Source organism: Mesorhizobium sp. B2-2-3 (assembly GCF_006442405.1).
Lineage (GTDB): Bacteria > Pseudomonadota > Alphaproteobacteria > Rhizobiales > Rhizobiaceae > Mesorhizobium.
The window spans coordinates 109888-136050 of the sequence record NZ_VFWC01000006.1; the positions used below are offsets into that span (position 1 = coordinate 109888).

The 26163-nt window shown below is 63.4% G+C and carries 29 protein-coding genes and 1 tRNA gene; 21 read left to right on the forward strand and 9 right to left on the reverse strand.

Features of this window, described 5'->3' with window-relative positions; all coding sequences use genetic code 11:
* Window positions 1-15: 15 nt before the first annotated feature.
* Window positions 16-483, forward strand: coding sequence for a DUF6882 domain-containing protein (locus FJ951_RS12910; protein ID WP_140515324.1), 468 nt, complete (start codon window positions 16-18; stop codon window positions 481-483).
* Between the two features lie 99 nt (window positions 484-582).
* On the opposite strand, the gene FJ951_RS12915 is transcribed toward FJ951_RS12910, so the two are convergent.
* On the reverse strand, window positions 583-1053 hold the full coding sequence (locus tag FJ951_RS12915; protein WP_181172230.1) for a BA14K family protein: 471 nt from the start codon (window positions 1051-1053) through the stop codon (window positions 583-585).
* A 300-nt stretch (window positions 1054-1353) separates the two neighbouring features.
* Between FJ951_RS12915 and FJ951_RS12920 the strand changes: the two genes are divergently transcribed.
* Window positions 1354-1429, forward strand: a tRNA-Lys gene (locus tag FJ951_RS12920).
* Window position 1430: 1 nt separating this feature from the next.
* On the opposite strand, the gene FJ951_RS12925 is transcribed toward FJ951_RS12920, so the two are convergent.
* A complete protein-coding gene (locus FJ951_RS12925; RefSeq protein WP_140515326.1) occupies window positions 1431-1916 on the reverse strand; it encodes a hypothetical protein in 486 nt (161 codons plus the stop codon).
* A gap of 75 nt (window positions 1917-1991) precedes the next feature.
* On the opposite strand from FJ951_RS12925, the gene FJ951_RS28990 reads away from it, so the two are divergent.
* The 6 genes from FJ951_RS28990 (at window position 1992) to FJ951_RS12950 (ending at window position 8269) form a co-directional block, all read left to right on the forward strand.
* A complete protein-coding gene (locus tag FJ951_RS28990) occupies window positions 1992-2114 on the forward strand; it encodes a hypothetical protein (RefSeq protein ID WP_281405590.1) in 123 nt (40 codons plus the stop codon).
* On the forward strand, window positions 2083-3141 hold the full coding sequence (locus tag FJ951_RS12930; RefSeq protein ID WP_140515327.1) for a glycosyltransferase family 4 protein: 1059 nt from the start codon (window positions 2083-2085) through the stop codon (window positions 3139-3141). Before FJ951_RS28990 ends, FJ951_RS12930 begins: the two co-directional genes overlap by 32 nt.
* 45 nt (window positions 3142-3186) lie before the next feature.
* Window positions 3187-5349: an amylo-alpha-1,6-glucosidase gene (locus tag FJ951_RS12935; protein ID WP_140515465.1), complete on the forward strand. Its 2163-nt coding sequence runs from the start codon at window positions 3187-3189 to the stop codon at window positions 5347-5349.
* An 82-nt stretch (window positions 5350-5431) separates the two neighbouring features.
* Window positions 5432-7201 carry a trehalose-6-phosphate synthase gene (locus FJ951_RS12940; protein WP_140515328.1) on the forward strand — a complete coding sequence of 590 codons (1770 nt, stop codon included), beginning with the start codon at window positions 5432-5434 and terminating at the stop codon, window positions 7199-7201.
* The gene (gene otsB / locus FJ951_RS12945; protein WP_140515329.1) at window positions 7201-8004 is read left to right on the forward strand and encodes a trehalose-phosphatase; all 804 of its coding nucleotides are present in this window, start codon (window positions 7201-7203) and stop codon (window positions 8002-8004) included. The genes FJ951_RS12940 and otsB overlap by 1 nt, the downstream gene beginning before the upstream one ends.
* A 52-nt stretch (window positions 8005-8056) precedes the next feature.
* A complete protein-coding gene (locus FJ951_RS12950) occupies window positions 8057-8269 on the forward strand; it encodes a hypothetical protein (protein WP_140498769.1) in 213 nt (70 codons plus the stop codon).
* Between the two features lie 9 nt (window positions 8270-8278).
* Here FJ951_RS12950 and dprA read toward each other — a convergent pair whose 3' ends face one another.
* The 4 genes from dprA to FJ951_RS12970 are packed head-to-tail and all read right to left on the reverse strand — an operon-like array spanning window position 8279 to window position 12306.
* On the reverse strand, window positions 8279-9415 hold the full coding sequence (gene dprA, locus FJ951_RS12955; protein ID WP_140515330.1) for a DNA-processing protein DprA: 1137 nt from the start codon (window positions 9413-9415) through the stop codon (window positions 8279-8281).
* Window positions 9412-9999: a glycerol-3-phosphate 1-O-acyltransferase PlsY gene (gene plsY, locus FJ951_RS12960; protein ID WP_140515331.1), complete on the reverse strand. Its 588-nt coding sequence runs from the start codon at window positions 9997-9999 to the stop codon at window positions 9412-9414. The genes dprA and plsY overlap by 4 nt, the downstream gene beginning before the upstream one ends.
* A 58-nt stretch (window positions 10000-10057) precedes the next feature.
* A complete protein-coding gene (locus FJ951_RS12965) occupies window positions 10058-11344 on the reverse strand; it encodes a dihydroorotase (protein WP_140515332.1) in 1287 nt (428 codons plus the stop codon).
* Window positions 11341-12306 carry an aspartate carbamoyltransferase catalytic subunit gene (locus tag FJ951_RS12970; protein ID WP_140515333.1) on the reverse strand — a complete coding sequence of 322 codons (966 nt, stop codon included), beginning with the start codon at window positions 12304-12306 and terminating at the stop codon, window positions 11341-11343. Before FJ951_RS12970 ends, FJ951_RS12965 begins: the two co-directional genes overlap by 4 nt.
* Before the next feature lie 149 nt (window positions 12307-12455).
* On the opposite strand from FJ951_RS12970, the gene FJ951_RS12975 reads away from it, so the two are divergent.
* The 3 genes from FJ951_RS12975 (at window position 12456) to FJ951_RS12985 (ending at window position 15092) form a co-directional block, all read left to right on the forward strand.
* Window positions 12456-14084 carry a DNA alkylation response protein gene (locus FJ951_RS12975; RefSeq protein WP_140515334.1) on the forward strand — a complete coding sequence of 543 codons (1629 nt, stop codon included), beginning with the start codon at window positions 12456-12458 and terminating at the stop codon, window positions 14082-14084.
* Between the two features lie 118 nt (window positions 14085-14202).
* Entirely contained in the window at window positions 14203-14751 is a 549-nt protein-coding gene (locus FJ951_RS12980; protein ID WP_140515335.1) for a hypothetical protein, read from the forward strand.
* The gene (locus tag FJ951_RS12985; RefSeq protein WP_140515336.1) at window positions 14751-15092 is read left to right on the forward strand and encodes a DUF6105 family protein; all 342 of its coding nucleotides are present in this window, start codon (window positions 14751-14753) and stop codon (window positions 15090-15092) included. The genes FJ951_RS12980 and FJ951_RS12985 overlap by 1 nt, the downstream gene beginning before the upstream one ends.
* On the opposite strand, the gene ruvX is transcribed toward FJ951_RS12985, so the two are convergent.
* Complete coding sequence (gene ruvX, locus FJ951_RS12990; protein WP_140515337.1) at window positions 15010-15516, reverse strand: Holliday junction resolvase RuvX; 507 nt, start codon at window positions 15514-15516, stop codon at window positions 15010-15012. The genes FJ951_RS12985 and ruvX overlap by 83 nt on opposite strands.
* Window positions 15517-15639: 123 nt before the next feature.
* Here ruvX and FJ951_RS12995 point away from each other — a divergent pair, with 123 nt between their 5' ends.
* From FJ951_RS12995 to FJ951_RS13020, 6 genes are all read left to right on the forward strand, one after another.
* Complete coding sequence (locus FJ951_RS12995) at window positions 15640-16335, forward strand: metal-dependent hydrolase (protein ID WP_140515338.1); 696 nt, start codon at window positions 15640-15642, stop codon at window positions 16333-16335.
* A 20-nt stretch (window positions 16336-16355) separates the two neighbouring features.
* Window positions 16356-16772 (forward strand): hypothetical protein, encoded by a 417-nt coding sequence (locus FJ951_RS13000; protein ID WP_140515339.1) that lies wholly within the window; start codon window positions 16356-16358, stop codon window positions 16770-16772.
* 88 nt (window positions 16773-16860) lie between these two features.
* Window positions 16861-17148 carry an Asp-tRNA(Asn)/Glu-tRNA(Gln) amidotransferase subunit GatC gene (gatC, locus tag FJ951_RS13005; RefSeq protein ID WP_140498745.1) on the forward strand — a complete coding sequence of 96 codons (288 nt, stop codon included), beginning with the start codon at window positions 16861-16863 and terminating at the stop codon, window positions 17146-17148.
* Window positions 17149-17155: 7 nt separating this feature from the next.
* Window positions 17156-17614, forward strand: coding sequence for a GNAT family N-acetyltransferase (locus FJ951_RS13010; RefSeq protein WP_140515340.1), 459 nt, complete (start codon window positions 17156-17158; stop codon window positions 17612-17614).
* Complete coding sequence (locus FJ951_RS13015; protein WP_140515341.1) at window positions 17614-19179, forward strand: amidase family protein; 1566 nt, start codon at window positions 17614-17616, stop codon at window positions 19177-19179. Before FJ951_RS13010 ends, FJ951_RS13015 begins: the two co-directional genes overlap by 1 nt.
* A 27-nt stretch (window positions 19180-19206) precedes the next feature.
* Window positions 19207-20004, forward strand: coding sequence for a YdcF family protein (locus FJ951_RS13020; RefSeq protein WP_140498740.1), 798 nt, complete (start codon window positions 19207-19209; stop codon window positions 20002-20004).
* Here the strand turns inward: FJ951_RS13020 and FJ951_RS13025 are convergent.
* Window positions 19953-20696 (reverse strand): DUF599 domain-containing protein, encoded by a 744-nt coding sequence (locus tag FJ951_RS13025; protein WP_140498738.1) that lies wholly within the window; start codon window positions 20694-20696, stop codon window positions 19953-19955. The two genes, FJ951_RS13020 and FJ951_RS13025, sit on opposite strands and share 52 nt — an antisense overlap.
* Before the next feature lie 175 nt (window positions 20697-20871).
* Between FJ951_RS13025 and FJ951_RS13030 the strand changes: the two genes are divergently transcribed.
* The 3 genes from FJ951_RS13030 to FJ951_RS13040 all read left to right on the forward strand — a co-directional run bounded on the left by FJ951_RS13030 (window position 20872) and on the right by FJ951_RS13040 (window position 23856).
* Window positions 20872-22275: an L-serine ammonia-lyase gene (locus FJ951_RS13030; protein WP_140515342.1), complete on the forward strand. Its 1404-nt coding sequence runs from the start codon at window positions 20872-20874 to the stop codon at window positions 22273-22275.
* 69 nt (window positions 22276-22344) lie between these two features.
* A complete protein-coding gene (locus tag FJ951_RS13035) occupies window positions 22345-22782 on the forward strand; it encodes a DUF1489 family protein (RefSeq protein WP_140498734.1) in 438 nt (145 codons plus the stop codon).
* A 375-nt stretch (window positions 22783-23157) separates the two neighbouring features.
* Window positions 23158-23856: a DnaJ domain-containing protein gene (locus FJ951_RS13040; protein ID WP_140515343.1), complete on the forward strand. Its 699-nt coding sequence runs from the start codon at window positions 23158-23160 to the stop codon at window positions 23854-23856.
* Window positions 23857-23903: 47 nt separating this feature from the next.
* On the opposite strand, the gene FJ951_RS13045 is transcribed toward FJ951_RS13040, so the two are convergent.
* Complete coding sequence (locus tag FJ951_RS13045) at window positions 23904-25337, reverse strand: D-alanyl-D-alanine carboxypeptidase family protein (RefSeq protein ID WP_140515344.1); 1434 nt, start codon at window positions 25335-25337, stop codon at window positions 23904-23906.
* 283 nt (window positions 25338-25620) lie between these two features.
* On the opposite strand from FJ951_RS13045, the gene FJ951_RS13050 reads away from it, so the two are divergent.
* Window positions 25621-25950: a phasin family protein gene (locus FJ951_RS13050; protein WP_140498728.1), complete on the forward strand. Its 330-nt coding sequence runs from the start codon at window positions 25621-25623 to the stop codon at window positions 25948-25950.
* Window positions 25951-26163 lie beyond the last annotated feature (213 nt).

The window sequence follows — 26163 nt, forward strand, 5'->3', positions numbered from 1 at the left end:
TCGGGCGAGGGGGAAATGAAGCCAAACTGGTACTCTGCTTGGCGCGCCGAGGCTATCAAACAACTGAAGACCAAGAATAAGCGCTTGGAGGAAGAATTCCGCATCGGCCACTGGTCGCGCTATGACTTGAGCAACGGAAAGCTCTTGTTCTCCAAGGACGGGGCGATCGAGGTGATCACCGAAATCCAGATCGCCGGTTCCACGAATGCCAAGGCACAGAACTGGCTCTGGGCGTGGGCAAATTCAAATCTGCCCGATAGTCTTCTCAGAGACGCAAAGCTGGTTCGGTCCTTCGGCGAGAAGAACGGCATTGACGAACTGGCTCAGGCTTACGTGATAGATGGGAATCAGCTGGAAGTGCTGGGTTGGGAATTGGCGGCCGTCACGGTTCGAATTTGCGATGCCGTCGGAGCGTACCGATCACCCCGTGGTGAAGGTGGCGCGCTTTATTATATCTTCAAGACCATCAATTGGGCCAACTGATCACAGCCTGCCCGGGGACCGTCCTCGCACGACAGAAAGCCCGCGCCATTTCCGGCACGGGCTTTGACTTTCTATCCCTCTGACGAACACTGGCGCCCATCAGTAGGGTGAAATGCACTGCTGGCGCGGGCCGTTATACGGCTGGAACGTGTTGTCGGATGCGCGGTAGGAACGGTAACGGTCATAGCACCACTGCACGTGCGAATTGCCTTCATAGACGCGGTTCCGGTTGTTGGCGATCGCCCCGGTTATCAGCGCGCCAGTGGCGAAAGCAGCAAGCGGGAACCAGAAATCGCCGTGACGGCGATAGCCCGGGCGATATTCACGGTAGCCGCGATGGCCGTTCCAGTAGGCTCCGCGGTTGTCGCGGTAGAAGTTGCGGTTGCCGCGAAACTCGCCGCGGAAGTTACGGCGCCGCTCCCAGGGCCTGTACTGCACGGTCTGGACATCGGACGAGACAGATGCAGGCTGCGGTACATGGGCCGGTGCGGCTTCGACCGGCATGGCCGCCGCCACTGCGAACGAAGCTGACAGTGTGGTCGCCAGCAAACCCGACAGGACTTTGTTCATGATCTTCTCCTTGAGAGGTTGACGTCCCTTGTGGCGGAGGAAACGGACACGCTCGCGAATTGTTCCTGGAAAAAAAGGCAAGTTGCTGATTTGTAATGTTTCTCCGGTTTGGGATCGATGGAGGCCACAGGGTCTTTGGCCTGCCTGGCAAAGGTTCGGCATGTCCTTGCCGAAACGGCCGGCCGGGAAAGCCGGCACGGCGGGGACGCATGGCTTGGTGGCCCGTTTTTTCCGGTTGACCGGTCGAGGCACTCTCCCTATGTTCCGCGCAATTTCGAGGGCGCCGTTTCCAGCCCACGGGAGCGCGTAGCTCAGCCGGTAGAGCAACTGACTTTTAATCAGTAGGTCTCGGGTTCGAACCCCGACGCGCTCACCACTCAGTCCCGTGACAAATGCACGTTCAGGACAGCGGCTTTTTTGGCGATCAGTCCTTCCAGATCCGCGTCCGATCGGGTGGTGCCGGTGCGTTGGCGCAGCAGGGAGATCATCGCGCGCATCGAAAGCGGGGCGGTTTTTTGCTGAATCAGGATCGCGTCCACCGCGCCGGCAACGTCGGGGCCTTCCGCTGGTGCTCTCATGGTCGGATCCTTTCTATCCAGCTCCGCCTCGGTGCCGCCGACCGATCCTCTGATGCCGCGGTCAAAGACGACGGCCAACCCGTTCTTGACGGCGAGGGCCGCGACCATGTCGTCGAGTTCGTGGTCCGAAAAGCTGGGGTCGGAAGGCGTGGGTTTCAGGATTCTGTGAATCACCCTGGCGGCCTGGTCCGTCGAAACATAGCCGAAGCGCTGTTTTCTAGCTTCGACATATTGTTCGATGATCATGTCAAGCCGGCGGGCTGCAATGTCCTTTGATTGCTGCATCGGAACCTCCTCGGGTCGTCATGGCGCGCAGGAGCAGCACCTAAAGAGATAGGGCCGCCCGGAAGAACATCAAACATGAGAAATGACGCATCTGCCGATACCGGAGGAACGATCGCGCCGCTGATGCATTTTGCCTTTGACCAGCTTATTGAGGGAACGCAGGCCAATGAAGATCGCCCATATCGCGCCGCTGTATGAATCCGTGCCGCCAAGGCTCTATGGAGGCACCGAACGCATCATCTCCTATCTCACCGAAGCTCTGGTCGGGCTCGGCCACGATGTAACGTTGTTTGCCAGCGGCGATACCAGGACCTCCGCCCGGCTGGTCGCGTGCCGGGAACGGGCGCTGCGCCTCGATCCCCGGCCGTTGAAGTCGGAGATCGCGGCGCATCTTTCGATGCTCGAGGAAGTCAGGAGACAGGCCGACGATTTCGACATTCTTCACTTCCATCTCAGCCACTTCCTGCATTTCCCGTTTTTCCGCCATATGCCGGAGCGCACGGTGACGACGCCGCATGGCAGGCTGGACTATGTGGATCTGGCACAGGCCTATGAGCGGTTCCCGCGTTTTCCGATGATTTCCATTTCACGCAGCCAGAGGACGAGGCTCGCGTCCGCCAACTGGTTGGCGACCATCCATCATGGGCTGCCGCTCGATCTCTATGGGCCGGATTTTGAAGCCGGCTCCGACGGCACATATCTGGCGTTCCTCGGCAGGATGTCGCGCGACAAGCGGCCGGACCGGGCGATCGAGATTGCCAGGCGCACGGGCCTGAGGCTCAAGCTCGCGGCCAAGGTGGGCGACGGCGACCGGGCCTATTTCGAGGAGGTCGTCCAGCCGCTGATCGATGGCGATCGCGTCGAATATGTCGGCGAGATCAGCGAGGACCAGAAGAGCAGGTTTCTCGGCAACGCCGCTGCCTTGCTGTTTCCCATCGACTGGCCCGAGCCTTTTGGCCTGGCGGTAATCGAGGCCATGGCCTGCGGAACTCCTGTCATGGCTTGGAGCTGCGGCGCCATGCCCGAGATCATCGATCACGGTGTGACCGGCTTCGTCGTCGAAACCATCGAGGACGCCGTCGCCACCATGCCGGCCCTGCTCCAGCTCGACAGGCGCCGGATAAGGGGCGTTTTCGAAGGACGGTTCTCGGCCGACCGCATGGCGCGCGACTATGTCGCCACCTATTCACAGGCGATCGACACTCAACAAATCAGGGCTTCCTAGTACAGTGCCCCGTTCAGAAACAAGCACGGGACAGTCTTCTTGACCATCACCCAACTTGACGAGCGCAAGCTTGATCCCGCAATAGCCCTGGCCTCCCTGGACGAAACCGCGCCGAGGGAACCGCACCGGCTCTTCGCACTCAAACATGGCGACTGCTTCGCCGTCGCCGATTCCTATGGCGACATACGCGGTGTGGGCGACGGCTTTTTCCGCGACGACACGCGCGTGCTTTCCGAATTCCGCCTCGCGGTGGGCGGTCGTTCGACGTCGCTGCTGGGCGCATCGCTGAGCCAGGACAATGTCCTGTTCACCTCCAACCTGACCAATCTGCCGATCGAGAGCGCCGGCGGCCGTCCCATCCCGCAAGGAGCGATCCACATCGAGCGTGTCAGGCTGCTGTGGGAGGACCGGCTGTATGAGCGCCTGACCCTTTCCAACTACAGTCAGGAACATTCGACCGTCCTGCTTTCGCTGCGCTTCGCCGCCGACTTCCGCGACATGTTCGAAGTTCGTGGCTCGACGCGCGCCAAACGAGGCACCGCCCATACGGCCGAGATGGACCAGAACTCGGTTCTGCTTCGCTATGAAGGCCTGGACAAGGTGGTGCGTACGTCGACGATATCGTTTTCGCAGAAACCCGACGAATTGACCTCCGACCGGGCGGATTTCTTCATTGCAGTCACCAAACGCAGCCGCAAGACACTGTATGTCGAGGTCGGCAGCGAGATGGCCGATGTTCCCGACCGCGACCGGTTTCGCGCCGCAGCGGCGCGTGCGCGTTTCGGCATGCGCGCCAAGCGCCGCCACGGCGCGACGCTGCACAGTTCGGGCAGGGTGTTCAACGACTGGATGGAGCGCGCCCGGGCCGACGTGGCGCTGCTCACCACCGAACTCGCGACCGGCCCTTATCCCTATGCCGGCATTCCTTGGTTCTCGACGGCCTTCGGCAGAGACGGCGTGATCTCGGCGTTGCAGATGCTCTGGCTCAATCCCGGCCTGGCGCGCGGCGTGCTTGCCTTTCTTGCGCAACATCAGGCGACCGAAACCTCGCCCTTCAGCGACTCTCAGCCCGGCAAGATCATGCATGAAACGCGCAAGGGTGAAATGACGGCGCTGAGCGAGTTGCCGTTCGGCCGCTACTATGGCGGTGTCGATACCACCCCGCTCTACGTTCATCTCGCCTGCGCTTACGCGGACCGCACCGGCGACATGGTCTTTATCGACGGCCTATGGCAGTCGCTATGTGCAGCCGCCGAATGGATCGAGGCGGCAAGCGCTTCGACCGGATTCGTCACCTACCGGCGTGCGGCGGAGTCAGGCCTCGCCAACCAGGGATGGAAGGACAGCTTTGATTCGGTCTTTCATGCGGACGGTCGTATCCCGAAGGGCCCCATCGCGCTGGTCGAGGTGCAGGGCTACGTCTTCGCGGCGTTCCAGGGGCTGGCGAAACTGGCTCGCCGGCGAGGCGAGACAGAAAAGGCGGAAGCCTGGGAAAGGCGGGCCGAAGAGATCCGCCAGCGGGTTGAAAGCCATTTCTGGATCGAAGAGCTGGGTTATTACGCGCTGGCGCTCGATGGCGACGGCCGGCCATGCGAGGTGCGCACATCCAATGCCGGACATCTGCTCTATGTCGGACTTCCGAATCCTGATCGGGCGCGGACCGTCGCCGATCAGTTGCTGTCGGCTTCTTTCCACTCCGGCTGGGGATTGAGGACGCTCGCCGACGACGCGATATTCTTCAATCCAATGTCGTATCACAATGGCTCCATCTGGCCGCACGACACGGCGATATGCGCGGCAGGCCTTGCGCGATACGGCATTCGCGACAATGTGGTGCGGCTGATGAGCGGGACGTTCGAATCCGCCGTTCATTTCAACATGCGCCTGCCCGAACTCTTCTGCGGCTTCACCCGCGCACCGGGCGAGGCGCCGATCGCGTATCCAGTCGCTTGCCTGCCGCAGGCCTGGTCGGCAGGTTCCGCCTTCATGCTGATGCAGGCCTGTCTGGGCCTCCATATCGACGGCTGGGCCGGCGAAATCCACGTCACAAGGCCACGCCTGCCAATCGGCATCGATAGCCTGGTGATCCGCCATCTCGCGGTGGCGGGCACGGCAGTCGACCTGACGTTCCAGCGGGTAGGGGATCGTGTGGGCGCCTTTCTGGCCGACCGCCATGAAGGGTTGGCGCCTTTGATCGTGCGCAGCTAAAAACCGGAACCATCACCGGCGACGTGCGTTGCACCATCTCCCCCGCGGAGAGGCGCGACCTAGGCCGGAGCAATTCACATCGATGCCAGACAACAATTTTGACTTCCTCCACTCTGCCTCCGCTCTATGGTTCGTCATTCTTGCCAGCCTCTGCGTTTCCCTTGTTGCCTTGGTGATTTCCGCGCTGCGATCCCGCCGGACCCCGCCGGAACCGGCGAATGTCGAGCCTCCACCGGCTCGTGTCGTATTGCGGGAGTTCGAAAAGAATGGCCATTCCGCCGACGCGGCACTCGTCAACTGGTCGCCCTCGACACTGCGCGAAATCCTGGCGAAGGAACTGCCGGATGCGCAAGTGATCGTCGTCTCCAACCGCGAGCCCTACATTCACAATCTCAGGGATGACAATGTCGACCTGGTTGTGCCGGCCAGTGGACTTGTCTCGGCGCTGGAGCCGATCACCCGTGCCTGCGCGGGAACCTGGATAGCCTATGGCGGCGGCTCGGCGGATCATCTCGTCGTCGACCAGAACGACCGCATCGAGGTCCCACCTGAGAACCCATCCTACACGTTGCGCCGTGTCTGGCTGACCGAAGAGGAACAGCAAGGCTATTATCTGGGTTTTGCCAATGAGGGTCTCTGGCCGCTGTGCCACATAGCCTTTACACGGCCCGTCTTCCGCACGTCCGACTGGGAAACATACGAAGCCGTCAATCGCAAATTCGCCGACACCGTCGTTGCCGAAGCCCGGAACGAACGCCCGATCGTCCTCGTCCAGGATTATCATTTCGCTCTGCTGCCGCGAATGATCCGGGAACGCCTGCCCGATGCGATCGTCATCACATTCTGGCACATTCCGTGGCCGAATTCGGAAGTCTTCAGCATCTGCCCCTGGCGGGAAAAGATCCTGGACGGCCTGCTGGGGAGCTCGATCATCGGTTTTCATACGCAGTTCCACTGCAACAACTTCATCGAGAGCGTCGACCGCTTCCTGGAAAGCAGGATCGAGCGCGAGGATTCGGCCATCTCCTATGGCGGCCAGACGAGCCTGGTCCACGCCTATCCGATCTCGATAGAGTGGCCGCCGGCTCAACTCGGGAAATTGCCCGCCATCGCGCAGTGCCGCGCGCGAATTCGCGAAAAATTCGGGCTGGCGGACAATGTCAGCCTCTGTGTCGGCGTCGAGCGCCTCGATTATACGAAAGGCATTCTCGACCGGTTTCACGCATTGGACGAACTGTTCAAGCAACACCCGGAGTGGATCGGCAAGGTGGCCTTCCTGCAGATCGCGGCGCCAAGCCGTGGAACCTTGCCGGCCTACCAGCAACTGCACGAGGAATGCCTGCGTTGCGCGGCGGAGCTCAACGAGCGTTATGGCCGGGACGGCTACACGCCTGTCTTGATGGTGGCTGAACACCATTCCCAGGAGCAGGTCTACGAAATCTACCGGGCCGCCGATGTCTGCATGGTGACCAGCCTGCACGACGGAATGAACCTGGTCGCCAAGGAATTTGTCGCCGCGCGCGACGACGAGCAGGGCGTGCTGATGCTCAGCATGTTTGCCGGCGCTTCCAAGGAGCTTCTCGAGGCACTGATCGTCAATCCCTACGACGCGACGATGATGGCCGAGGCGTTGCTGCAGGCATTGACCATGGTGCCCGCCGAGCAGCGCCAGCGCATGCAGCGCATGCGCGAGATCGTCCGCGACAACAATGTCTATCGCTGGGCGGGCAGCATGCTTCTCGACGCCGCCCGCTTGCGCAAGCGAATCGCGATCGACCCCGCCGGGCCGGGCTCCGTTGCCGCGGCCAATGTGATATCGCTGCTTGATCGCAAACGGGTCGCGGCGCTGTGATGTCGGGATCGGCAAATCTGTCCGTGCCGACCGTCCCGCAAGGCCGATGGGCACTCTTCCTGGACATTGACGGTACGCTTCTGGAACATGCCGCGCATCCCGACGCGGTGGTCGTCGGCGATGCGTTGCGAAGCATGCTGACAAGGCTGGACGGGCGTCTGGCTGGCGCTCTGGCTTTCATTACAGGAAGATCCGTTTCCGCCGTCGACCGGCTCTTCCAGCCGCTGCGCCTGCCGGCTGCGGGTCTATACGGCCTGGAGCACCGGCTTGTGCGTGACGGCCCTGTCAAGGCGGCCGACGAGCCCGCCGACATTGCCGCGCTTGCCGAGGAAATCGAGGCGGAACTGCACAATGTGGACGTCTATATCGAGCGCAAGGGCCCGATCCTGGCCATTCATACGCGTGCGGCGCCGCAGTTGCTGCAACGGGCGACGCAACTGGTCGAACAGGCCCTGGAGCGGCTTCCGCGAGGATATCGGGTTCTTGCCGGCAATGCCGGGGTGGAACTGATGCCGCTCGAGGCGGCCAAGGGAGCGGCAATCAGGCGTTTCTGCGAGTTGCCGGCTTTCCGGGGGCGGATTCCCGTATTCCTCGGAGACGACACGTCGGATGAGAACGGCTTCGAAGCCGTCAATGAAATGGATGGCATTTCGGTCCGCATCAAACCGCAAGGGAAAACCGTGGCGCGCCACGCGCTGGCCGATGTGGGCGAGACCCTGGCCTGGCTTGAATCCCTATGTCAGGACCAATCGGGCACTGGCCGGTTTGAGGAGGCGGTCCAGCCCACTGTCCGGCAGAGTTGAGGCCGCAAAACGCGTTTTGCGCCTTTGAAGAACGGTTTTCAGGAGTTGATCAATGATCCAATTCACCAGCCTCATCCACGAGATCATGCCCGCGTGGCTCCGGCGGCGTTCGCGCCGGCGCATGCAGGACACGGAGACAACTTTCGATCCATCGCGTCCTGAAGACGCCGATGCCGTCTGGCGAAAGGCCGTCGAGAGGGACCTGTTCGGCGCAAACACGCCCGACTATACCGAGACCGAACAGAAGAAGCGCGATCACCACTGACGGAGGCTGTCAGCCTTCCGCGAAGACCAGCGAGACATTGCCGCCGGCATGCCGTTCGAGCCGGCCGGCGAGGTCGAGCTCCAGGAGCACCATGAACACCTGGGCCGGATGCAGGCCGGTGTGGCGGATGATCTCGTCGATCGCCACCGGCGTCGGGCCGAGCGCTTCGGTCACCCTGGCGCGGTCGTTTTCGCCGGGTGGCGGCGTGGCCGAGAAATCGGGGGGATCTTCAAAGGGCGGCAGTTCGGGGGCCCGCAAACCGGTCAGCGGCGCGATTGCCCTGTGAATGTCGGCGGCTTCGGTGACCAAGGTGGCACCGTCCTTGAGCAGGCCATTGGTGCCGGCGGCGCGTGGATCAAGCGGCGAGCCGGGTACGGCGAAGACCAGCCGGCCCATTTCGCCTGCGAGCCTGGCGCTGATCAGGGACCCGGAACGCTGCGCCGCCTCGACCACCACCAGACCGACTGCCGCGCCCGCGACGAGGCGGTTGCGGCGCGGAAAATCCTGGGCACGCGGCTGCCAGCCGAACGGCATCTCCGAAATGATGGCGCCGCCGCGCTCGACGATCTCGTCGCATAGGCCGGCATTCTCAGGCGGGTAGGGCAGATCGAGGCCTCCGGCCAGCACGCCGATCGTGCCGGTCGAGAGGCTGCCCTGATGTGCTGAAGTGTCGATGCCACGCGCGAGGCCGGAGATGATGGCGTAACCGTCGCGGCCAAGGTCGGTCGCCAGCATGCGCGCCATCTTGATGCCGGCGAGCGAGGCGTTGCGGGCGCCGACGATAGCTACCGCGGGCAGCCGGAACACCGCGCCTTCGCCTTTCACCGCCAGCAGCGGCGGCGGATGGTCCATGTTTTTCAACAGGGCGGGATAGTCCGGCTCGCCGATACCGACAAAACGGGCGCCTGCCCGCCTTGCGGCCTCCAGTTCCGCTTCAGCCTCGGCGATCGAGGGAATGCGGGCGATCCTGCTGGCGCCGCCCGAAATCATCAGCTCCGGCAGCATTTCCAGCGCGACCTCGGCCGAACCGAACCGGTTGATCAGGTCGCGAAAGGAGGCGGGACCTACATTCTGGCTGCGGATCAGCCGCAGCCAGCTCAACCGCTGCCGGTCGCTGAGGCGCGGTCCGGCGAGCGGCTTGCTCACTCCTTCGCCCCGATTTTGCCCTCGGTGCCGGCAAGCAGGCGTGAAATGTTGGCCCGGTGCTTGATGAAGACGATCAGGCTCATCACGACGAACAATGCGGCAATCTGCGGTGTGCTCAGGAAATAGAGGGCGATCGGCACGGCGACCGCGGCCGTCAGCGCTGCAAGCGAGGAGTAGCGGAACAGGAATGCCATGGCCAGCCAGACGATGGCGAAGATCAGCGCCACCTGCCAGGCAAGGCCGATCAGCACGCCGAGATAGGTGGCCACGCCCTTGCCTCCCTTGAATCCGAGCCAGATCGGGAAGAGATGGCCGAGGAAGGCGCCAAGGCCGGCCCAAGCGCCGAGTTCGGGCGCGAAATGGCCCGCGATCAGCACCGCGGCCGTGCCCTTCAGCGCGTCGAGCAGCAGCGTGGCCGCGGCAAGGCCCTTGTTGCCGGTGCGTAGCACATTTGTCGCGCCGATGTTGCCGGAGCCGATCTGGCGCACGTCGCCAAGCCCTGCCGCACGGGTCAGCAGAAGCCCGAACGGAATCGAGCCCAAGAAATAGCCGAGCACCAGCGCCGGGATCAGGTTGTAAGTCATTGTTCCCCCCGCATTTCCCCCTGACGGGCTGAATCCGGCGCGATGCGCCGCCGCCCGCTCAGACCGAGAACACTGTGCGGCCCGCCACCAGCGTTTGCAAGACCTTGCCTTGCAGGCGCGCGCCTTCGAAACAGGTGTTCTTCGAGCGCGAGCGGATGCCGCTTTCGCTGACGATCCAGGGTTCATCCAGATCAACAAGCGCAAGGTCCGCGAGAGCGCCGGGCTTGAGCGTGCCGCCAGGCAGGCCGAACAGCCGTGCCGGCGCCGTGGACAAGGTCTCGATCAGCCGCGGCAGCGACACGTCGCCATTGTGGTAGAGCCGCAAGGCGGCGCCCAGCAACGTTTCCAGCCCGATGGCGCCGGCTGCGGCGTCGGCGAAGGGCAGGCGCTTGGTATCGACGTCCTGCGGATCGTGCGAGGAGACGATGATGTCGATCGTGCCGTCCCTGATCGCTTCGATCATGGCCAGGCGGTCTTCCTCGGCACGCAGCGGCGGCGTCAGGCGGAAGAAGGTCCGGTATTCCCCGACATCGTTTTCGTTGAGTGACAGATTGTGGATCGATACGCCCGATGTGACGGTCGCGCCGTCGGCCTTCGCGCGCCCCACCGATGCCGCCGCCATCGCCGTCGATATCTTTGCCGCGTGGTAGGAACCTCGCGTCAGGCGCGCCAGGGCAAGGTCGCGCTCCAGCGGGATGGTTTCGGCTTCACGCGGAATGCCGGAAAGCCCCAGCCAGCTTGCGTAAAGTCCCTCGTTCATCACACCCGACGATGCGAGATCGGCATCCTGGGTTTCGTGCACGATGGTTGCGCCGAAATCGCGGGCATAAGTCAGGGCGCGGCGCATCACCAGCGCGCTTGATATGGTGTGGCGGCCGTCGGTGAAGGCGGCGGCGCCGGCCTCGCGCAGCAGGCCGAATTCGGTCATCTCGCGGCCGTCGAGGCCCTTGGTGATGGCGGCGGCCGGGAAAATATTCACGATGGCCGTGTCCTTGGCGGTGCGCAGCACGAATTCCACCAGGGCCACATTGTCGATGACCGGATCGGTATCGGGCATCATGACGATCGAGGTGACGCCGCCGGCAGCCGCGGCGACACTTGCCGACGCGATCGTTTCGCGATGTTCGCCGCCCGGTTCGCCGATGAAGACGCGGCCGTCGATCAGGCCGGGAATCACCGCCTTGCCGGCGCAGTCGACGATGGTGGCGCCCTCGGGCGCCCCCTGGTTCAGCGCAGCCTTGCCGGCGGCGGCTATCTTCTTCCCGTCGACGATGACCGTCCCGGTCTCGTCTACGCCGCGCGAGGGGTCGATGATGCGGGCGCGCTCGAACACCGTGATGGTCATGCGCCACGGCCCTCGTGGTTGCGGCGCGGATCGAGCAGCGCTTCCATCACCGCCATGCGCACGGCGACACCCATCTCGACCTGTTCCTGGATGACGCTCTGCGGGCCGTCGGCGATTTCCGAAGCGATCTCGACGCCACGGTTCATCGGGCCCGGATGCATCACCAGCGCATCGTCTTTCGCGGCCTTCAGCTTCTCGGCGTCGAGGCCGAAATAGCGGAAATATTCGCGCACCGAAGGCACGAAGGCCCCTTCCATCCGCTCGCGCTGCAGGCGCAGCATCATCACCACGTCGGCATCTTTCAGGCCCTCGGCCATTGAGCCGGTGACGATCACGCCCATCCTGTCGATTCCCGAGGGAAGCAATGTCGAGGGCGCGACGACGCGGACCTGCGCGCCGAGCGCGTTGAGCAGCATGATATTGGAGCGGGCGACACGCGAATGCAGGATGTCGCCGCAGATCGCCACGATGAGTTTCGACAGCGGACCCTTGGCGCGACGGATGGTCAGCGCGTCGAGCAGCGCCTGTGTGGGATGCTCGTGCGCGCCGTCCCCCGCATTGACCACGGAGCAGCCGACCTTCTGCGCCAGAAGGGCGGCCGCTCCCGCCGACTGGTGGCGGATGATCAATATGTCGGGCCGCATGGCGTTCAGCGTCATGGCCGTGTCGATGAGCGTCTCGCCCTTCTTCACCGAGGAACTCGCCACCGACATGTTCATGACGTCGGCGCCGAGACGCTTTCCGGCCAGTTCGAACGACGACTGCGTCCGCGTCGAGGCTTCGTAGAAAAGGTTGATCTGGGTGCGGCCGCGCAGTGTCGAGGTTTTCTTCTCGGATTGCCGCGAGATCGCGACAGCCCGGTCCGCCCTGTCGAGCAGAAGCTCGATGTCGGCGGGGGAAAGATCGCGGATGCCCAGAAGATGGCGGTGGGGATAGAGTGGCAGGGACGAAGCGTCGGTCATCTCAAGGGGCTGCTATAGGGTGGACGTTCCATGGCTGCAAGCGCCAGCTTTGGATTGCGGCTGTTCTCCCCGGTATTTTCGTCGCGCGCCTTGGGCTATATCTAGCCGATGGCTCCGGATTCGTAGCCGCCTGGCAGTAAGGATGAAGCGTGACCGACGACGTGACGAACCAGCCGCCGCCGCTGACAGGCGGCAACGCCTGGCGGGGCGATCCGTTGCTGATCCAGCTTGCCGAGCGCTTTTCCGATCCGGTGCGCAAGGATCTCGACGGGCTCGGCCGCTTCGTGCTGACGCAGGAGGCCCAGGAACTGGCCCGCCTCGCCAATGTCGAAACGCCGAGGCTCAGGACGTATGATCGCCAGGGCCGGCGCATCGATCTGGTCGAGTTTCACCCCGCCTATCACGCTTTGATGCGCCGTTCCGTCGCCAACGGGCTGCACTCCTCGGTCTGGGAGAACGGCGATGCCGAGATCGGCCGCCGCCATCAGGTGCGCGCGGCCCGGTTCTACCTGACGGCCGAACTCGAGACCGGACATCTGTGTCCCATCACCATGACCAGCGCTTCGCTGGCAGCGCTGATGGCGAGCCCGAAACTGTTCCGCGAGTGGGCGCCGCGCGTGACGACGCGCAAATACGATCAGAGCCAAAAGCCGCCGGTCGAGAAGACCGGGCTTACGCTTGGCATGGGCATGACAGAGAAACAGGGCGGCACGGACGTGCGCGCCAATGTAACGAGGGCCGAGCGCGTCGGCAGCGGCTTCTATCGCCTGACCGGCCATAAATGGTTCATGTCGGCGCCGATGTCGGATGCATTCCTGGTACTGGCGCAGGCGCCGGAGGGATTGTCGTGCTTCCTCGTGCCGCGCGTCCTTGGCGACGGCTCGGGCAACGGCTTCCGTTTCCAGCGCCTGAAGGACAAGCTCGGCAACCGGTCGAATGCGTCTTCCGAGGTGGAGTTCGTCAACGCGATCGGTGAGATGGTCGGCGAGCCGGGCGCCGGCGTGAAGACGATCATGGACATGGTGACCTTGACCCGGCTCGACTGCGCCGTGGCGTCTTCGGCGATCATGCGGGCGGGTCTGGCCGAAGCCGTTCATCACGCCCGCCATCGCCAGGTGTTCGGCACCAACCTGATCGAGCAGCCGCTGATGCAGCGCGTGCTGGCGGACATGGCGCTCGACGTCGCCGCTGCCACGGCGCTGTCGTTCCGTCTGGCGCGTTCCTTCGACGAGGCGGCGAGCGATCGCGGCGAGGCGGCCTTTGCCCGTGCCATGACGCCGGTCGTCAAATATTGGGTCTGCAAAATTGCGCCGCCGCTGCTCTACGAGGCGATGGAATGCCTCGGCGGCAACGGCTATGTCGAGGAGGCGCCGCTCGCTCGCTACTATCGCGAAGCTCCGGTCAACGCTATCTGGGAAGGATCGGGCAATGTCATGGCGCTGGATGTGCTGCGCGTGCTTGGCCGCGCGCCGGGCCTATTCGAGGAGGTGCTTGCCGGCATCGATCGCGACCTGGGCGCGGGCGGACGCGGCACCATCGGTGTGCTGAAGGCGGCGATGCAAGTCGCCGCGACCGACGAAGGCTCGGCCCGCCTGCTGACGGAGCAACTGGCGCTGTCGGCGGCGGCGGCGGAATTGCGCCGGTTGGGGGCAGGGCGGATCGCCGATGCCTTCGTCGAGACGCGGCTGGCGGGCCAGTGGCGCAACACCTACGGCATGCTCGATTCGCGCCATGATGCGCGCATGATCATCGACACGCTCTATCCGCCAACCACCTGAGCAGCAGCCATGGACCACGCCTTGGTCATTCCCCCGCGCCGTTAACCTTAACAAATGGTTTCCGTTGCGAGGGCTGGCGGCAAAGCCCACTGTCATTCCTGTCGAAGCAGGAATCACGATGCGACAGGTATTGACCTCTTTTCTCGCCTTGCACTGGACGATCGTTTTCGCCCTGCTGGCGATCATCTGCATCGATGGAAACCGCGGCGTGGCCGGGGCGCTTGGGGTGCTGGGCGTGACAATCGAGAGCGCCCGCTTCGTCGATCTCGAAAATGTCGTCGTGGTTGCGCCTCTGGCAACGGCCCTGCTTGTCGTGGCGGTGCTGTTCTTCTGGGCTTTTGTCGAGGCGCTGATCAACAATGCCAGCAATCCGGGCGCCGACAGCGTTGCCCGTGTCGCCTTCATCTGCGCTTCCGGCGTGCTTTCGCTCATCCTGGTCGGTGGCGCGGCGCAAGGCATCAACGGGCTGTTCCTGGTCGTCGCCGTGCAATTGGCCGCACTTCTGGCCTCCTATGTCGCCATGCTTGCCGAGCGCCGCACCCTGGCCGCCTCGGATGATGTCGAAATCCACGCCACGGCGCACAGCATGGCCAGGGCCGCAGCCCACAATTCTCTGCTTTCGCTGATATCGGGCCGGCCCGAGCCGACCCGGAAGGGAGGCCGCTGATGCGTTACATCTTCGCATTGTGGGCGGCTCCGATGGCGCTTTTCTGGGGCTGGTTCTACCTGTCGCTCAACGACATGAATTTCGGCTACGTCATGCTGAGCCGGCAGTTGCATGATTTCGTCTTCCAACTCTACGGCCAGATGCTTGGTATCGACCCGGCAATCATTCCCGGTATGGTGGGAAGAGCCTGTATATTCGACGGCCTGCTGCTGCTGGCGATCTGGGCGTTTCGCCGCCGTCGTGAAATCATCGGTTGGATCAGGAGGCGGGCGGCGATTCCGGTGCAGTTCGAGCGGCTGCACCGAGCGAGCGAAGCCGGTCCAAAACTCCCTGCAGAATAAAGGCGGCTGCGGCCGAATCGATCTTGCCGGCGCGCTTGGCGCGCGAAAAATCCATCTCGATCAGCGTCCGTTCAGCGGCTACCGTCGACAGCCTCTCGTCCCATAGCAGGAAGGGAAGGTCGCTCAAGGCGGCCATGTTGCGTACGAAGGCGCGCGATTTCTGCGCGCGCGGACCTTCCGAGCCGTCCATGTTGACCGGCAGTCCAATCACCACCGCGCCGGCATTCTCCTTTTGCAGCAGATCCAGCAGCACGGCCGCGTCGAGCGAGAATTTTCGTCGCATGATGACCGGGCGCGGATGCGCGAAGGAAAAGCCACGGTCCGAAACGGCGACGCCGATGGTCTTGTCGCCGAGATCGAGCCCGGCAAGCGTCCTACCGCCGGCCAGCCGTGCCGGCAATTCCTCGATGGTAATGATAGCCAACGGTTTTCCTTTGACCCGACAGCGCCGTCGCGGCGTTTTGAACACGCGAGGACGCCGTAACACTTTGCTCTTGAGCTGACGCCGTTCTATCCTCCGGCGGAGCAAAAATCGAGGAACTCGCTGATGAAACTCACTTGGTACGGACAATCCGCCTTCAAGATCGAGGTGGCGGGCGCAAGCATCCTGATGGACCCGTTCCTGAGCGGCAATCCGCTTTGGAAGAAAAGCTGGGAAGGCCCGGCCGAAGGTGTCACCCATGTGCTTTTGACGCATGGTCACGGAGACCATGTCGGCGATGCGCTCGAGATCCTCAAGAAGACCGGAGCGATGCTGGTAGCCAACCCCGAGGTCTGCGGCTATCTCGGCGGCCAGGGCGTCGACCAGAACAATATCAACCAGGGCAACACCGGTGGCACGGTGGACTGCGGCCCGTTCACGACGACTTTTGTCCAGGCATTGCATTCCTCGTCCTATGGGGACGGCATCTATATGGGCAATCCCTGCGGGCTGGTCCTGCATTTCCAGGACGACAAGACGCTCTATCACATGGGCGATACCGACATCTTCTCGGACATGGCGCTGGTCAACGAGCTGCATGAGCCGAAGATCGGCCTGGTGCCGGTCGGCGACCGCTTTACCATGGGAGGTGCTGTCGCGGCTCTCGCCTGCCGCCGCTATTTCAAGTTCGATGTCGCCGTGCCATGCCACTATGCGACTTTCGGCCTGCTCGACCAGACGCCCGACAAATTCGTCGCCGGAATGGAGAGTTCGGGCGTGAATGTCGTCGTGCCTGGGATCGGCGAGGCGGTCACACTATAAATTGAAAACGGAATTAAACCATGGGCTTGAGGAACTCTCTTTGCGTTTCGATGCTGTTTGCGGCGTCGCCGGCGCTTGCCGCGGACGATTTCATTGAAGGGGTATACCTCAAGTCCGAGGAGCTCTGCGCACAGGCCAGGAAAGACACCCTGCAGACGCTGATCGATGCCGGCAACATCGTGCTGTCGGCCCATGGCCTGCAAGGGGTCGAATACAATTGCGAGTTCTTGCAGATCAGCAAGGCGACACGCTCGCCGAGCTGGGCGGTGACGGCCATTTGCCAGGAGCCGGGCTACGTTTTTCCCGACGTGCTCTCGGTGACGCAGATGAGCCCGACTCAGATCGATCTCGTCTCCGTCCGGCCCATCGAAGACGAGAGCGAGGCGAGCGGCAACAGCGGCAGCTACTATCTGTGCGAGGGCATGGCCCCGCCGTGAGGTCATTTGCCCGATTGTGGGCATGCACATGTTGCGCGCCGCGCGCGGCGCCGCTATAGGCCGGGGCTGGTTTTCCCGAGGCACAAACATGTCCGTTGACGTCAAGACAGTGAAGCGCGTCGCGCGTCTCGCCCGCATTGCGGTGAGCGAGGAAGATGCCGAACGCATGACCGGCGAGCTGAATGCCATACTGGGCTTCGTCGAACAGCTGAACGAGGTCGATGTTTCCGGGGTCGAGCCGATGACTTCGGTAACTCCGATGGGGATGAAGAAGCGCCAGGACGTCGTCACCGACGGCAACAAGGCTGCCGACATCGTCGCCAACGCGCCTGCCACGGAAGAGAACTTCTTCCTCGTGCCGAAGGTCGTGGAGTAACAGGCCGATGGCCATCGAAATCGCCATCGAGACGCCGCTGCAGGACGATGTGCGCGGCTTGGTCGCGGAGCTCAACGAGACGCTGCTCGAACTGACGCCGCCGGAACACTGCTATCACCTGACCGTCGAGCAGATGGCCGGCCCGGACACCACGGTCTTCGTCGCCCGCGACGACGGTCTTGCAATCGGTTGCGGGGCGCTGAAGCGCCATGACGGTGCCATAGGCGAGGTCAAGCGCATGTACACGCGGCCCACGCATCGCGGCCAGAAAATCGGCGCCAGGATCGTGGAGCGTGTCGAAGCGCTGGCGCGCGAGGAAGGATTGAAGCGTCTGGTTCTGGAGACGGGCGATCGCCATCCTGCCGCCTGGGCTGTCTATGAACGTTCCGGCTTCTCGCGTTGCGGTCCGGTGCTGGATTATCCCGATTCCGAGTGGTCGGTGTTTTACGAAAAGAGCCTTACCTGATGAGCGACCTGACCCGACTGACGATTTCGCAGGCCCGCGCCAAGCTGCGCGCCAAGGAAATCACCGCGACCGAGATCGCCGACGCCTATCTTGCTGCGATCGAGCGCGCCAATCCGGCGCTCAACGCCTACGTCGTGGTGACCGGCGACAAGGCGCGCGACATGGCCAAGGCCTCCGACGCCAGGCTGGTCAAAGGCGAGGGCGGTGCGCTGGAAGGCATTCCGCTCGGCATTAAGGACCTGTTCGGCACCGAGGGCGTGCACACCCAGGCCTGCAGCCACGTGCTCGACGGCTTCAGGCCGCATTACGAATCGACCGTCACCTCCAATCTGTGGGCTGACGGGGCGGTCATGCTGGGCAAGCTCAACATGGACGAGTTCGCCATGGGCTCGTCCAACGAGACGTCCTATTACGGGCCGGTGGTCAACCCGTGGCGGCGTTCGCGCGTCGATACGATGGTGATGCCGACCACGCATCAGGGCGATGGCGGCTTGGTTTCGGCCGGCGGCACCAGGACCGCGCGCACCCTGGACAATGCGCAGCTGGTGCCGGGTGGCTCGTCGGGCGGCTCGGCCTCCGCCGTCTCGGCTTTCCTGTGCGCGGGCGCCACGGCCACCGACACTGGCGGCTCGATCCGCCAGCCGGCCGCGTTCACCGGCACGGTCGGCATCAAGCCGACCTATGGCCGCTGTTCGCGCTGGGGCATCGTCGCCTTCGCCTCGTCGCTCGACCAGGCCGGGCCGATCGCCCGCGACGTGCGCGATGCCGCGATCCTGCTCAAATCGATGGCCTCCGTCGATCCGAAGGACACGACCTCTGTCGACCGGCCTGTGCCGGATTATGAGGCGGCGATCGGCAAGCCGATCAAGGGCATGAAGGTCGGCATTCCCCGGGAATACCGCGTCGACGGCATGCCGGAGGAGATCGAGGCGCTGTGGCAGAAGGGCATTGCCTGGCTCAGGGATGCCGGCGCCGAGATCGTCGACATCTCCTTGCCGCACACCAAATACGCGCTACCGGCCTACTACATCGTGGCGCCCGCCGAAGCCTCGTCCAACCTTGCGCGCTATGACGGCGTCCGCTACGGCCTTCGCGTCCCGGGCAAGGATATCGTCGAGATGTATGAGAAGACCCGCGCCGCCGGCTTTGGCCGCGAGGTCAAGCGCCGGATCATGATCGGCACCTATGTGCTGTCGGCGGGCTATTACGACGCCTACTATCTGCAGGCGCAGAAGGTGCGCAATCTGATCAAGCGGGACTTCGAGAACGTCTTTGCCGCCGGCGTTGATGTCATCCTGACACCGGCGACGCCATCTGCCGCCTTCGGCATTGCAGACGAGGACATGGCTTCCGATCCGGTGAAGATGTACCTGAACGACATCTTCACCGTCACCGTGAACATGGCGGGCCTGCCGGGCATTGCGGTGCCCGCCGGCCTAGACCCCAAGGGCTTGCCGCTCGGCCTGCAACTGATCGGCAGGCCGTTCGAAGAAGAGACGCTGTTCCAGACCGCTGCCGTCATCGAGCAGGCGGCCGGAACGTTCCAGCCGGAGAAGTGGTGGTAGGATCGTCTCTCATCTAAGGGGTGAGGGATGTTCTTTTATCTTTCGAAAATCTTCTGGTTCTTTATCCAGCCGCTCAACCTGACGATCTTCCTGCTGCTGGCGGGGCTGGTCGCGGCATTTTTCGGCCGCCGGCGGCTGGCAGCCACCGGCGGCGTGCTGGCGTTTTTGGTTCTGGCGCTTTCGGCCTGGACCTCACTCGGCGCATTGCTGCTCAACCCGCTGGAGGAACGCTTTCCGCGCCCGCCGCTGCCGCAAAAAGTCGATGGCATCGTCGTGCTCGGCGGCGGCTTCGAGGGCGGCATCAATCTGGTGCGCGGCGGTTATGAGCTGAACAGCGGCGGCGACCGGATGGTCGAGACGGCCGTGCTGGCGCGGCGCTTTCCCAACGCCAAGGTGGTCGTCTCCGGCGGCAATGGCGAATTGTTCCTCGACGGCGAGGGCGACGCCGCCACCGCGCCGCGCCTGCTTGGAGCGCTTGGCGTGACGCCGGAGCGACTGATTCTCGAGGGCAAATCGCGCAACACCTATGAAAATGCCGTCTTCACCAAGGCCTTGATAGCGCCGAAGCCGGGCGAAACCTGGCTGCTGGTCACCTCGGCCTACCATATGCCGCGCGCCAAGGCGCTGTTCGACAAGGTCGGCTTCGCGACCGTCCCGTGGCCGGTCGACTATCGAACGTCGGGAGACGAAGGCATCGGCCTGTTCCGCGACAATCCGGCCGATGCGCTGCAGGCGGCCACAATGGCGATCCGCGAATGGATAGGGCTGTTCGCCTATTGGCTGTCCGGCCGCATCGATCGGCCTTTTCCCGCACCTGGCGGCTGACCGATCACGGCGCGGCGCGCCGCCGAGAAGAACTGGCGCCGCACCAGAACGGCCAGGAGCAGAAGCGTCGACAGCACGAACACCACCGGATCGACGAACCAGCCGAGATAGCCGATCGAAAAGAACACGCCGCGCAGGCCGGAATTAAAATGCTTGCCTGCCAGCATGTTCATCTGCGCCGCCCTCCACACCGCCGTTTCGGTGACCGGGTTGCGCGAGGCTTCGCCATGCGGGATCGGCACAGCACCGATCAGGATCGAGCAATAGTTGAACAGACGGTAGGCCCAGCCGAACTTGAAGAACGAAAACGCCAGGATCAGCACCAGTCCCAGCACCTTGATCTGAAAAGCCGGGCGCGACGGGGCGCCGCCCAGAGGCAGGGTGCTCAACACCTCGAGGACGCGGTCGGAGGCACCGAGCAAGGCAAAGCAGCCGCCAAGCGCGATCAGGGAGCTGGAGGCGAAGAAGGCGGTGCCTTGCTGCAGGCCACCCATGATGGCTGTGTCGACGATGCGGATCTCACGCTCGGCCATCCGGTGCATCCAGGCTTGACGCTGCGCATTCATCGCCGTTGTCAGCGACATGCGGCTGACCAGCACGCCGTCCGAGGCGAGCGTATGCAGAACCCACGCAATGAGGAAGAACGCCAACGCCGCGAGATCGGCTGTCGAAAGATCGAGGGAATCGCCCATTGGCGGAACCTATCACATCCAGTGCGATTGCTTCGATCGTCCGCCGGCAGCGACGGTCATGTCGCTGCCGGAGCAAACAAGGTCGGCGGGCGCTGCGCCGCGCCGTTCAAAACAGCGGAAACATCGCGGGAGTTCCTATATGTAGTCCCAGAGCGGCTTCGGGAGATTGTGGCGCGTGTTCCTTTCGGTTTTCGACCTGTTCAAGATCGGCATCGGACCATCGAGTTCGCACACGATGGGACCGATGACGGCCGCCCGCCGTTTCCTCGACGAGATCGCCGGAGACGACTGGCCGCGTCCGGCCGGCGCCAAGGTTGCTCGCATCGGCGCCAGCCTGCACGGCTCGCTCGCCTATACCGGCATCGGCCATGGCAGTGACCGTGCCGTCATTCTCGGCCTTGCCGGGCAGACGCCGCAGACGGTCGACCCTGACCAGGCGGACGGCATTGTCGCTCGCATCACCGCCGACAAGCTGATTTCACCGCCCGGCCACCCCTCCTACCGTTTCGATCCGGCCGGCGACCTGGTGCTCGACCGCAAGACGCCGCTCACCGGCCACGCCAACGGCATGGCGTTTTATGCGTATGATGCCGGCGACCGCCTGCTGCTCAAGCGCATCTATTATTCGATCGGCGGCGGCTTCGTGGTTTCGGAAGAAGAGCTGCAGCGCATGAAAGCCAAGGGTTCGGTGACGACCGAAGGCAAAAAAGTCCCTTATCCCTTCAAGAACGCCCTCGAGATGCTGAAGATGGCTGGCAAGAGCGGCCTTTCCATTGCCGAGATGAAGCGGGTCAACGAGGAAACACAAATGTCGCGCGATGAGCTCGACGCCGGCCTCGACGCCATCTGGGGTGCCATGAAGAGTTGCATCGAGCGCGGCCTGTCGCAGGACGGCATCATGCCGGGCGGGCTGAAGGTGCGCCGCCGGGCCAGGCAATTGCACGACAAGCTGCAGGAGCAGTGGCAGCAGAACCGGCCCAATCCGCTGCTCGCCAATGACTGGCTGTCGATCTATGCCATGGCCGTCAACGAGGAGAATGCGGCCGGCGGGCGCGTGGTCACCGCGCCGACCAACGGCGCGGCCGGCACGCTGCCGGCAGTACTGCGCTACTGGCTGCATTTCCATCCCGAGGCCGACCAGCCCAGCATTCGCGATTTCCTGCTCACGGCAGCCGCCGTCGGCGGCATCATCAAGTCCAATGCGTCCATCTCCGGCGCCGAGGTCGGCTGCCAGGGCGAAGTCGGCTCGGCTTCGGCCATGGCGGCGGCCGGCCTGTGCGCCGTCATGGGCGGCACGCCCGAACAGGTCGAGAACGCCGCCGAGATCGCGCTGGAGCACCATCTGGGCATGACCTGCGATCCGGTCGGCGGGCTGGTGCAGGTGCCCTGCATCGAGCGCAATGCGCTGGGCGCGGTCAAGGCGGTGACGGCCGCCTCGCTTGCCATCAAGGGCGACGGCACCCATTTCGTGCCGCTGGACGCCGCGATCGAAACCATGCGCCAGACCGGCCTTGACATGAACGAGAAGTACAAGGAGACCAGCCTCGGCGGGCTGGCGGTCAATGTGGTGGAGTGTTGAGCCCGCTGGCACTGTGGAGAACTTGCTCAGGCCGTTGACGCATCCGTGCGACGGATTAAATCTTGGGCAATGGCTCTCAACCTCCTAAAGCTCTGCGTCGGCTGCGACAGCGTCGAGGATCTCGAAGAATGGATCGCGTTCCGCCTCGACGAGCGGCGCCGTGCCGGCGAACCGGCCGAGCATTGGCACACCACCCGCATGGTGCCGACGCGCGCCGATGAGGTTACCGACGGCGGCTCGCTCTATTGGGTGATCAAGGGAAGCGTCCAGTGCCGCCAGTTGATCACCGAGATTCGGCCATTCACCGATGACGAGGGCATAGGCCGCTGCCATCTGATGCTGGATCCGCAAGTGGTGCGCACCGACTGGCAGCCGCGCCGCGCCTTTCAGGGCTGGCGCTATCTAAAGCCATCGGATGCACCCGCCGATCTCGGCAAGGGCAAGCCGGGGCAGGTCGAAATGCCGCCGAAACTCCGGCGCGAGCTCGCCGATCTCGGCCTGCTCTAAATCACTATCGGCTTGTTCCGAGCAGCCCATTGGCTTGCTCCGAGCAGCCAGTTGGCTTGCTCCGGGGCAATCTGGCGGCATGGTCGGCCCGTATAGGCGGACTGCGGTTGCTGGCCCTCAATGTTGCTGTCCGTTGGACTTGCAAGCGTCGCGACAACGCCACATCTTGAAAATCATGAGCGATAGGAACCATCCGGTTTCGATATCTGACGCACTCGCACCGACCACATCGCGCCGCGGCGTGGTGGGATGCGGACCATGTGTCGCGCAAGGTCATGATTGCGGCGCAGAAATAACACCCGGTGGCGGCATGCTCGTGTTCAGGAATAGTCTGGAAAACCGGCCGATCGCCAGGCATTCACGGGGCAGTGGAATATGGTAGGCGCGATCATCGCTGTCGTCGCATTGCTGCTGGTGCTGATGGGCCTGGCAACGGCTTTCGTGCGGGCCGACCCGAGCAGGCTTGCAGGCGACATGAGGAAGGTTGGGCCGGTTTTGCTGGCGTTGGTCGGGGGCGCCGTGCTGCTGGTCGGGCGCGGCGGTCTCGGCGGCATCATCCTGCTCGCAGCGATCGCCTGGTACGGCTCGATGCGGCTGAACCGGCGAGCCGTGATGCCGGCGCGGAGACGCTCGACCGTACGCACGGCGGCGCTGGAAATGGACCTCGATCACGATACAGGAGGCCTTGAAGGCCTTGTCCTGGCAGGCCGCCATGAAGGCAAGATGCTTGGTGCGATGGGCAAAGCCGAATTGCTGCAGCTGTTTCGCGAACTCTCCGGTGACCCGGAGAGCCGGCAACTGCTAGAGACGTATCTTGACGGCAGATTTCCCGTCTGGCGCAAAAACGCTGAGGCGCACAGTGGCGAAGGGCTGGGTATTGCGCCAGGTCCGGGCGCCATGACTAAGGAGGAGGCCTACAAGGTCCTTGGTCTTGAAGCGGGGGCCGCCGCGGCGGATGTCCGCAAGGCGCACCGCCGCCTGATGCAACGCCTGCACCCCGATATCGGCGGCACGTCTTTCCTGGCGGCGCGGATCAATGAAGCCAAGGAGGTCTTGCTCTCCAATCACAACTAGTCTCCTTCGACGCAGAAATTTTCCGGGAGATATCTTCCACGCCGTCCCTACTGCTGGACGGCGTAGCACTCGATTTTCTTCTTCTTGAGGGCGGTGCAGGCCTTCCAGGCCGCGGTCTTGGAACCGAAGCCGCCGAAGCGGGCGCGGTAGTACGTGACGCCGTCCTTGTCGAAGGCGACGGTGAAGCCGGAGGCATCTGCCAGCACCTTCGGCGCCTGCTTGGTGGCCTTGTCGAGGAAGGCCTGGGCTTCGGACTGTTTCGGCGACGAGGCGACCTGAATGGCCCAACCCGACGGCACCGACGCGGTGTTGACCGGGTCGACGGCCGGCGCGGGCTCGGCATAAGCGGACACCACCTGTGCCGTGGCGACCTTGGGGGCGGAGACGATAACCGTCTTCACCTTCTTTGCCGGAACAACCAGTTTGGGTTCTTCGGCTGCGGTATCGTCGGCGACATCGCTGTCGCCCTGGGCAACCGTCGCGTCGTCGGCAACGGCCTCGTCCGCGTCATCGGCGCTTGCCACCGCCACCGGCTTCTCGTCCGGAGTCGGTGCGTCGTGCTTGGGCAACAGCACCCTGGCCAATGCCGTCACCGGGTTGCCGCTATCGGCCTTTGCGACCAGATCGCCGCCGCCCCGGGTCGATGCCCGCGGCAGATAGGTGTTGATCAAGGCCGCCATCTGATTGTCGCGGCTGCTGCCCGAGGTGCCGCCCATGACCACGCCGACAATGCGACGGTTGCCGTCGGAAACCGATGAAACCAGGTTGAAGCCCGAAGCGCGGGTGTAGCCGGTCTTGATGCCGTCGACGCCCTTGATGCGTCCAAGCAGGCGGTTGTGGCCGTTGATGCGCTGGCGGCCATAGAGGAAGGAGCGCTGCGAGAAATAGCCGTAATATTGCGGGAAATGTTCGCGCAGCGCGATGCCGAGCGTTGCCATGTCGCGCGCAGTGGTGAACTGGCCGGGATCGGGCAAGCCGTTGGCGTTGCGGAACACGGTGCCGTTCATACCGAGCTGCCGCGCCTTGGCAGTCATCATGCGGGCGAAGTTGGTCTCGTTGCCGCCGAGCATTTCTCCGAGCGCGGTGGCCGAATCATTGGCCGATTTGGTCACCATCGACAGGATGGCGGTCTCGACCGCCACCGATCCGCCCGGCTTCACGCCGAGCTTCGTCGGCGGCTCTGCCGCGGCATGAGCCGAGAAGACGACCGGCGAGTTCCGGCTGATCTTGCCCTTGGCCAGAGCCTCGAAAGTCAAATAAAGCGTCATCATCTTGGTGAGCGAGGCGGGATAACGCCGGGCGTTGGCATCCGAGGAGTAGAGCACCTTGCCGGTCTTGGCGTCGACCACGATGGCCGCGGACTTCGCGGCGAGCGACGAGGCCGCACTTGCAACGACGATGATCATCGCCACGGCGATGATCATGACCGTTTTGAAAGGGGACGCGGATTTGGAAACGATGCCCGACAACGCCTGACGCACTGATAGTTCCTTTGAATTTCTTGTTGCGCTGGAGGCGGCAAAGGGATCCTGCCTCACTTCCGGGCAAGCTATCGGGGCAGCGTTACCAATCCGTTTATGGTAACCGCCGCGTTCACCATTTTCTGGTGGTTTGAGCCTCTGTTTATTCGAATTTTAGCCATTGCCCACACCGGCTAGGACGGAAGCTGGCGATTTCTTGACTTTTGTGCGTCGCACAATATATTCGAGTGCATTGCACAAGGCGCTCGGGGCAGGGCGCATCAACCGTCCAGGGAGAATTGAAATGACGCAGACCTATGAGGACTTCAGCAAATACGGCAAAGAGTTCGCCGACACCGGCTTGAAGAGCTTCGCCTCTTTGTCCAAGGGCGCGCAGGCAATTGCGGCCGAGGCCGGCGAATACACCAAGAAGAGCTTCGAAGCCGGCAGCGCCGCTTTCGAGAAGATTGTCTCGGCCAAGTCGCTCGACAAGGCGATCGAGGTCCAGTCCGACTATGCCAAGCAGTCCTATGAGGCGTTCGTCGCCGAGGCCACCAAGATCGGCGACCTCTATGCCGAACTCGCCAAGGAAGCCTACAAGCCGTTCGAATCGATCGTTGCCAAGGCGAAGTAATTCCGTTCGGCAGTACGAGAACTGGGCCCATTGGGCCAAGACAGAGCCCGGCCGCGCCAGCGTGGCCGGGTTTTTTCATGTCAATTTCCGATCAGGGGCCTGGCTCGCCTTCACGATTGCGAAAATCGGCCAAGTTGGGCACCTAGCCATATTGTCAGCTAACCAGAAGGGCTTAAAATCGTCCATCGAACACCTACATGTCGAACTCGCATG

Coding starts and splice junctions, on each gene's coding strand:
- FJ951_RS12910 (WP_140515324.1), top strand. CDS start 16: ATGAAGCCAAACTGGTACTCTGCTTGGCGCGCCGAGGCTATCAAACAA.
- FJ951_RS12915 (WP_181172230.1), bottom strand. CDS start 1,053: ATGAACAAAGTCCTGTCGGGTTTGCTGGCGACCACACTGTCAGCTTCG.
- FJ951_RS12925 (WP_140515326.1), bottom strand. CDS start 1,916: ATGCAGCAATCAAAGGACATTGCAGCCCGCCGGCTTGACATGATCATC.
- FJ951_RS28990 (WP_281405590.1), top strand. CDS start 1,992: ATGAGAAATGACGCATCTGCCGATACCGGAGGAACGATCGCGCCGCTG.
- FJ951_RS12930 (WP_140515327.1), top strand. CDS start 2,083: ATGAAGATCGCCCATATCGCGCCGCTGTATGAATCCGTGCCGCCAAGG.
- FJ951_RS12940 (WP_140515328.1), top strand. CDS start 5,432: ATGCCAGACAACAATTTTGACTTCCTCCACTCTGCCTCCGCTCTATGG.
- otsB (WP_140515329.1), top strand. CDS start 7,201: ATGTCGGGATCGGCAAATCTGTCCGTGCCGACCGTCCCGCAAGGCCGA.
- FJ951_RS12950 (WP_140498769.1), top strand. CDS start 8,057: ATGATCCAATTCACCAGCCTCATCCACGAGATCATGCCCGCGTGGCTC.
- plsY (WP_140515331.1), bottom strand. CDS start 9,999: ATGACTTACAACCTGATCCCGGCGCTGGTGCTCGGCTATTTCTTGGGC.
- FJ951_RS12965 (WP_140515332.1), bottom strand. CDS start 11,344: ATGACCATCACGGTGTTCGAGCGCGCCCGCATCATCGACCCCTCGCGC.
- FJ951_RS12970 (WP_140515333.1), bottom strand. CDS start 12,306: ATGACCGACGCTTCGTCCCTGCCACTCTATCCCCACCGCCATCTTCTG.
- FJ951_RS12980 (WP_140515335.1), top strand. CDS start 14,203: ATGCGACAGGTATTGACCTCTTTTCTCGCCTTGCACTGGACGATCGTT.
- FJ951_RS12985 (WP_140515336.1), top strand. CDS start 14,751: ATGCGTTACATCTTCGCATTGTGGGCGGCTCCGATGGCGCTTTTCTGG.
- FJ951_RS12995 (WP_140515338.1), top strand. CDS start 15,640: ATGAAACTCACTTGGTACGGACAATCCGCCTTCAAGATCGAGGTGGCG.
- FJ951_RS13000 (WP_140515339.1), top strand. CDS start 16,356: ATGGGCTTGAGGAACTCTCTTTGCGTTTCGATGCTGTTTGCGGCGTCG.
- gatC (WP_140498745.1), top strand. CDS start 16,861: ATGTCCGTTGACGTCAAGACAGTGAAGCGCGTCGCGCGTCTCGCCCGC.
- FJ951_RS13010 (WP_140515340.1), top strand. CDS start 17,156: ATGGCCATCGAAATCGCCATCGAGACGCCGCTGCAGGACGATGTGCGC.
- FJ951_RS13015 (WP_140515341.1), top strand. CDS start 17,614: ATGAGCGACCTGACCCGACTGACGATTTCGCAGGCCCGCGCCAAGCTG.
- FJ951_RS13020 (WP_140498740.1), top strand. CDS start 19,207: ATGTTCTTTTATCTTTCGAAAATCTTCTGGTTCTTTATCCAGCCGCTC.
- FJ951_RS13025 (WP_140498738.1), bottom strand. CDS start 20,696: ATGGGCGATTCCCTCGATCTTTCGACAGCCGATCTCGCGGCGTTGGCG.
- FJ951_RS13035 (WP_140498734.1), top strand. CDS start 22,345: ATGGCTCTCAACCTCCTAAAGCTCTGCGTCGGCTGCGACAGCGTCGAG.
- FJ951_RS13040 (WP_140515343.1), top strand. CDS start 23,158: ATGGTAGGCGCGATCATCGCTGTCGTCGCATTGCTGCTGGTGCTGATG.
- FJ951_RS13050 (WP_140498728.1), top strand. CDS start 25,621: ATGACGCAGACCTATGAGGACTTCAGCAAATACGGCAAAGAGTTCGCC.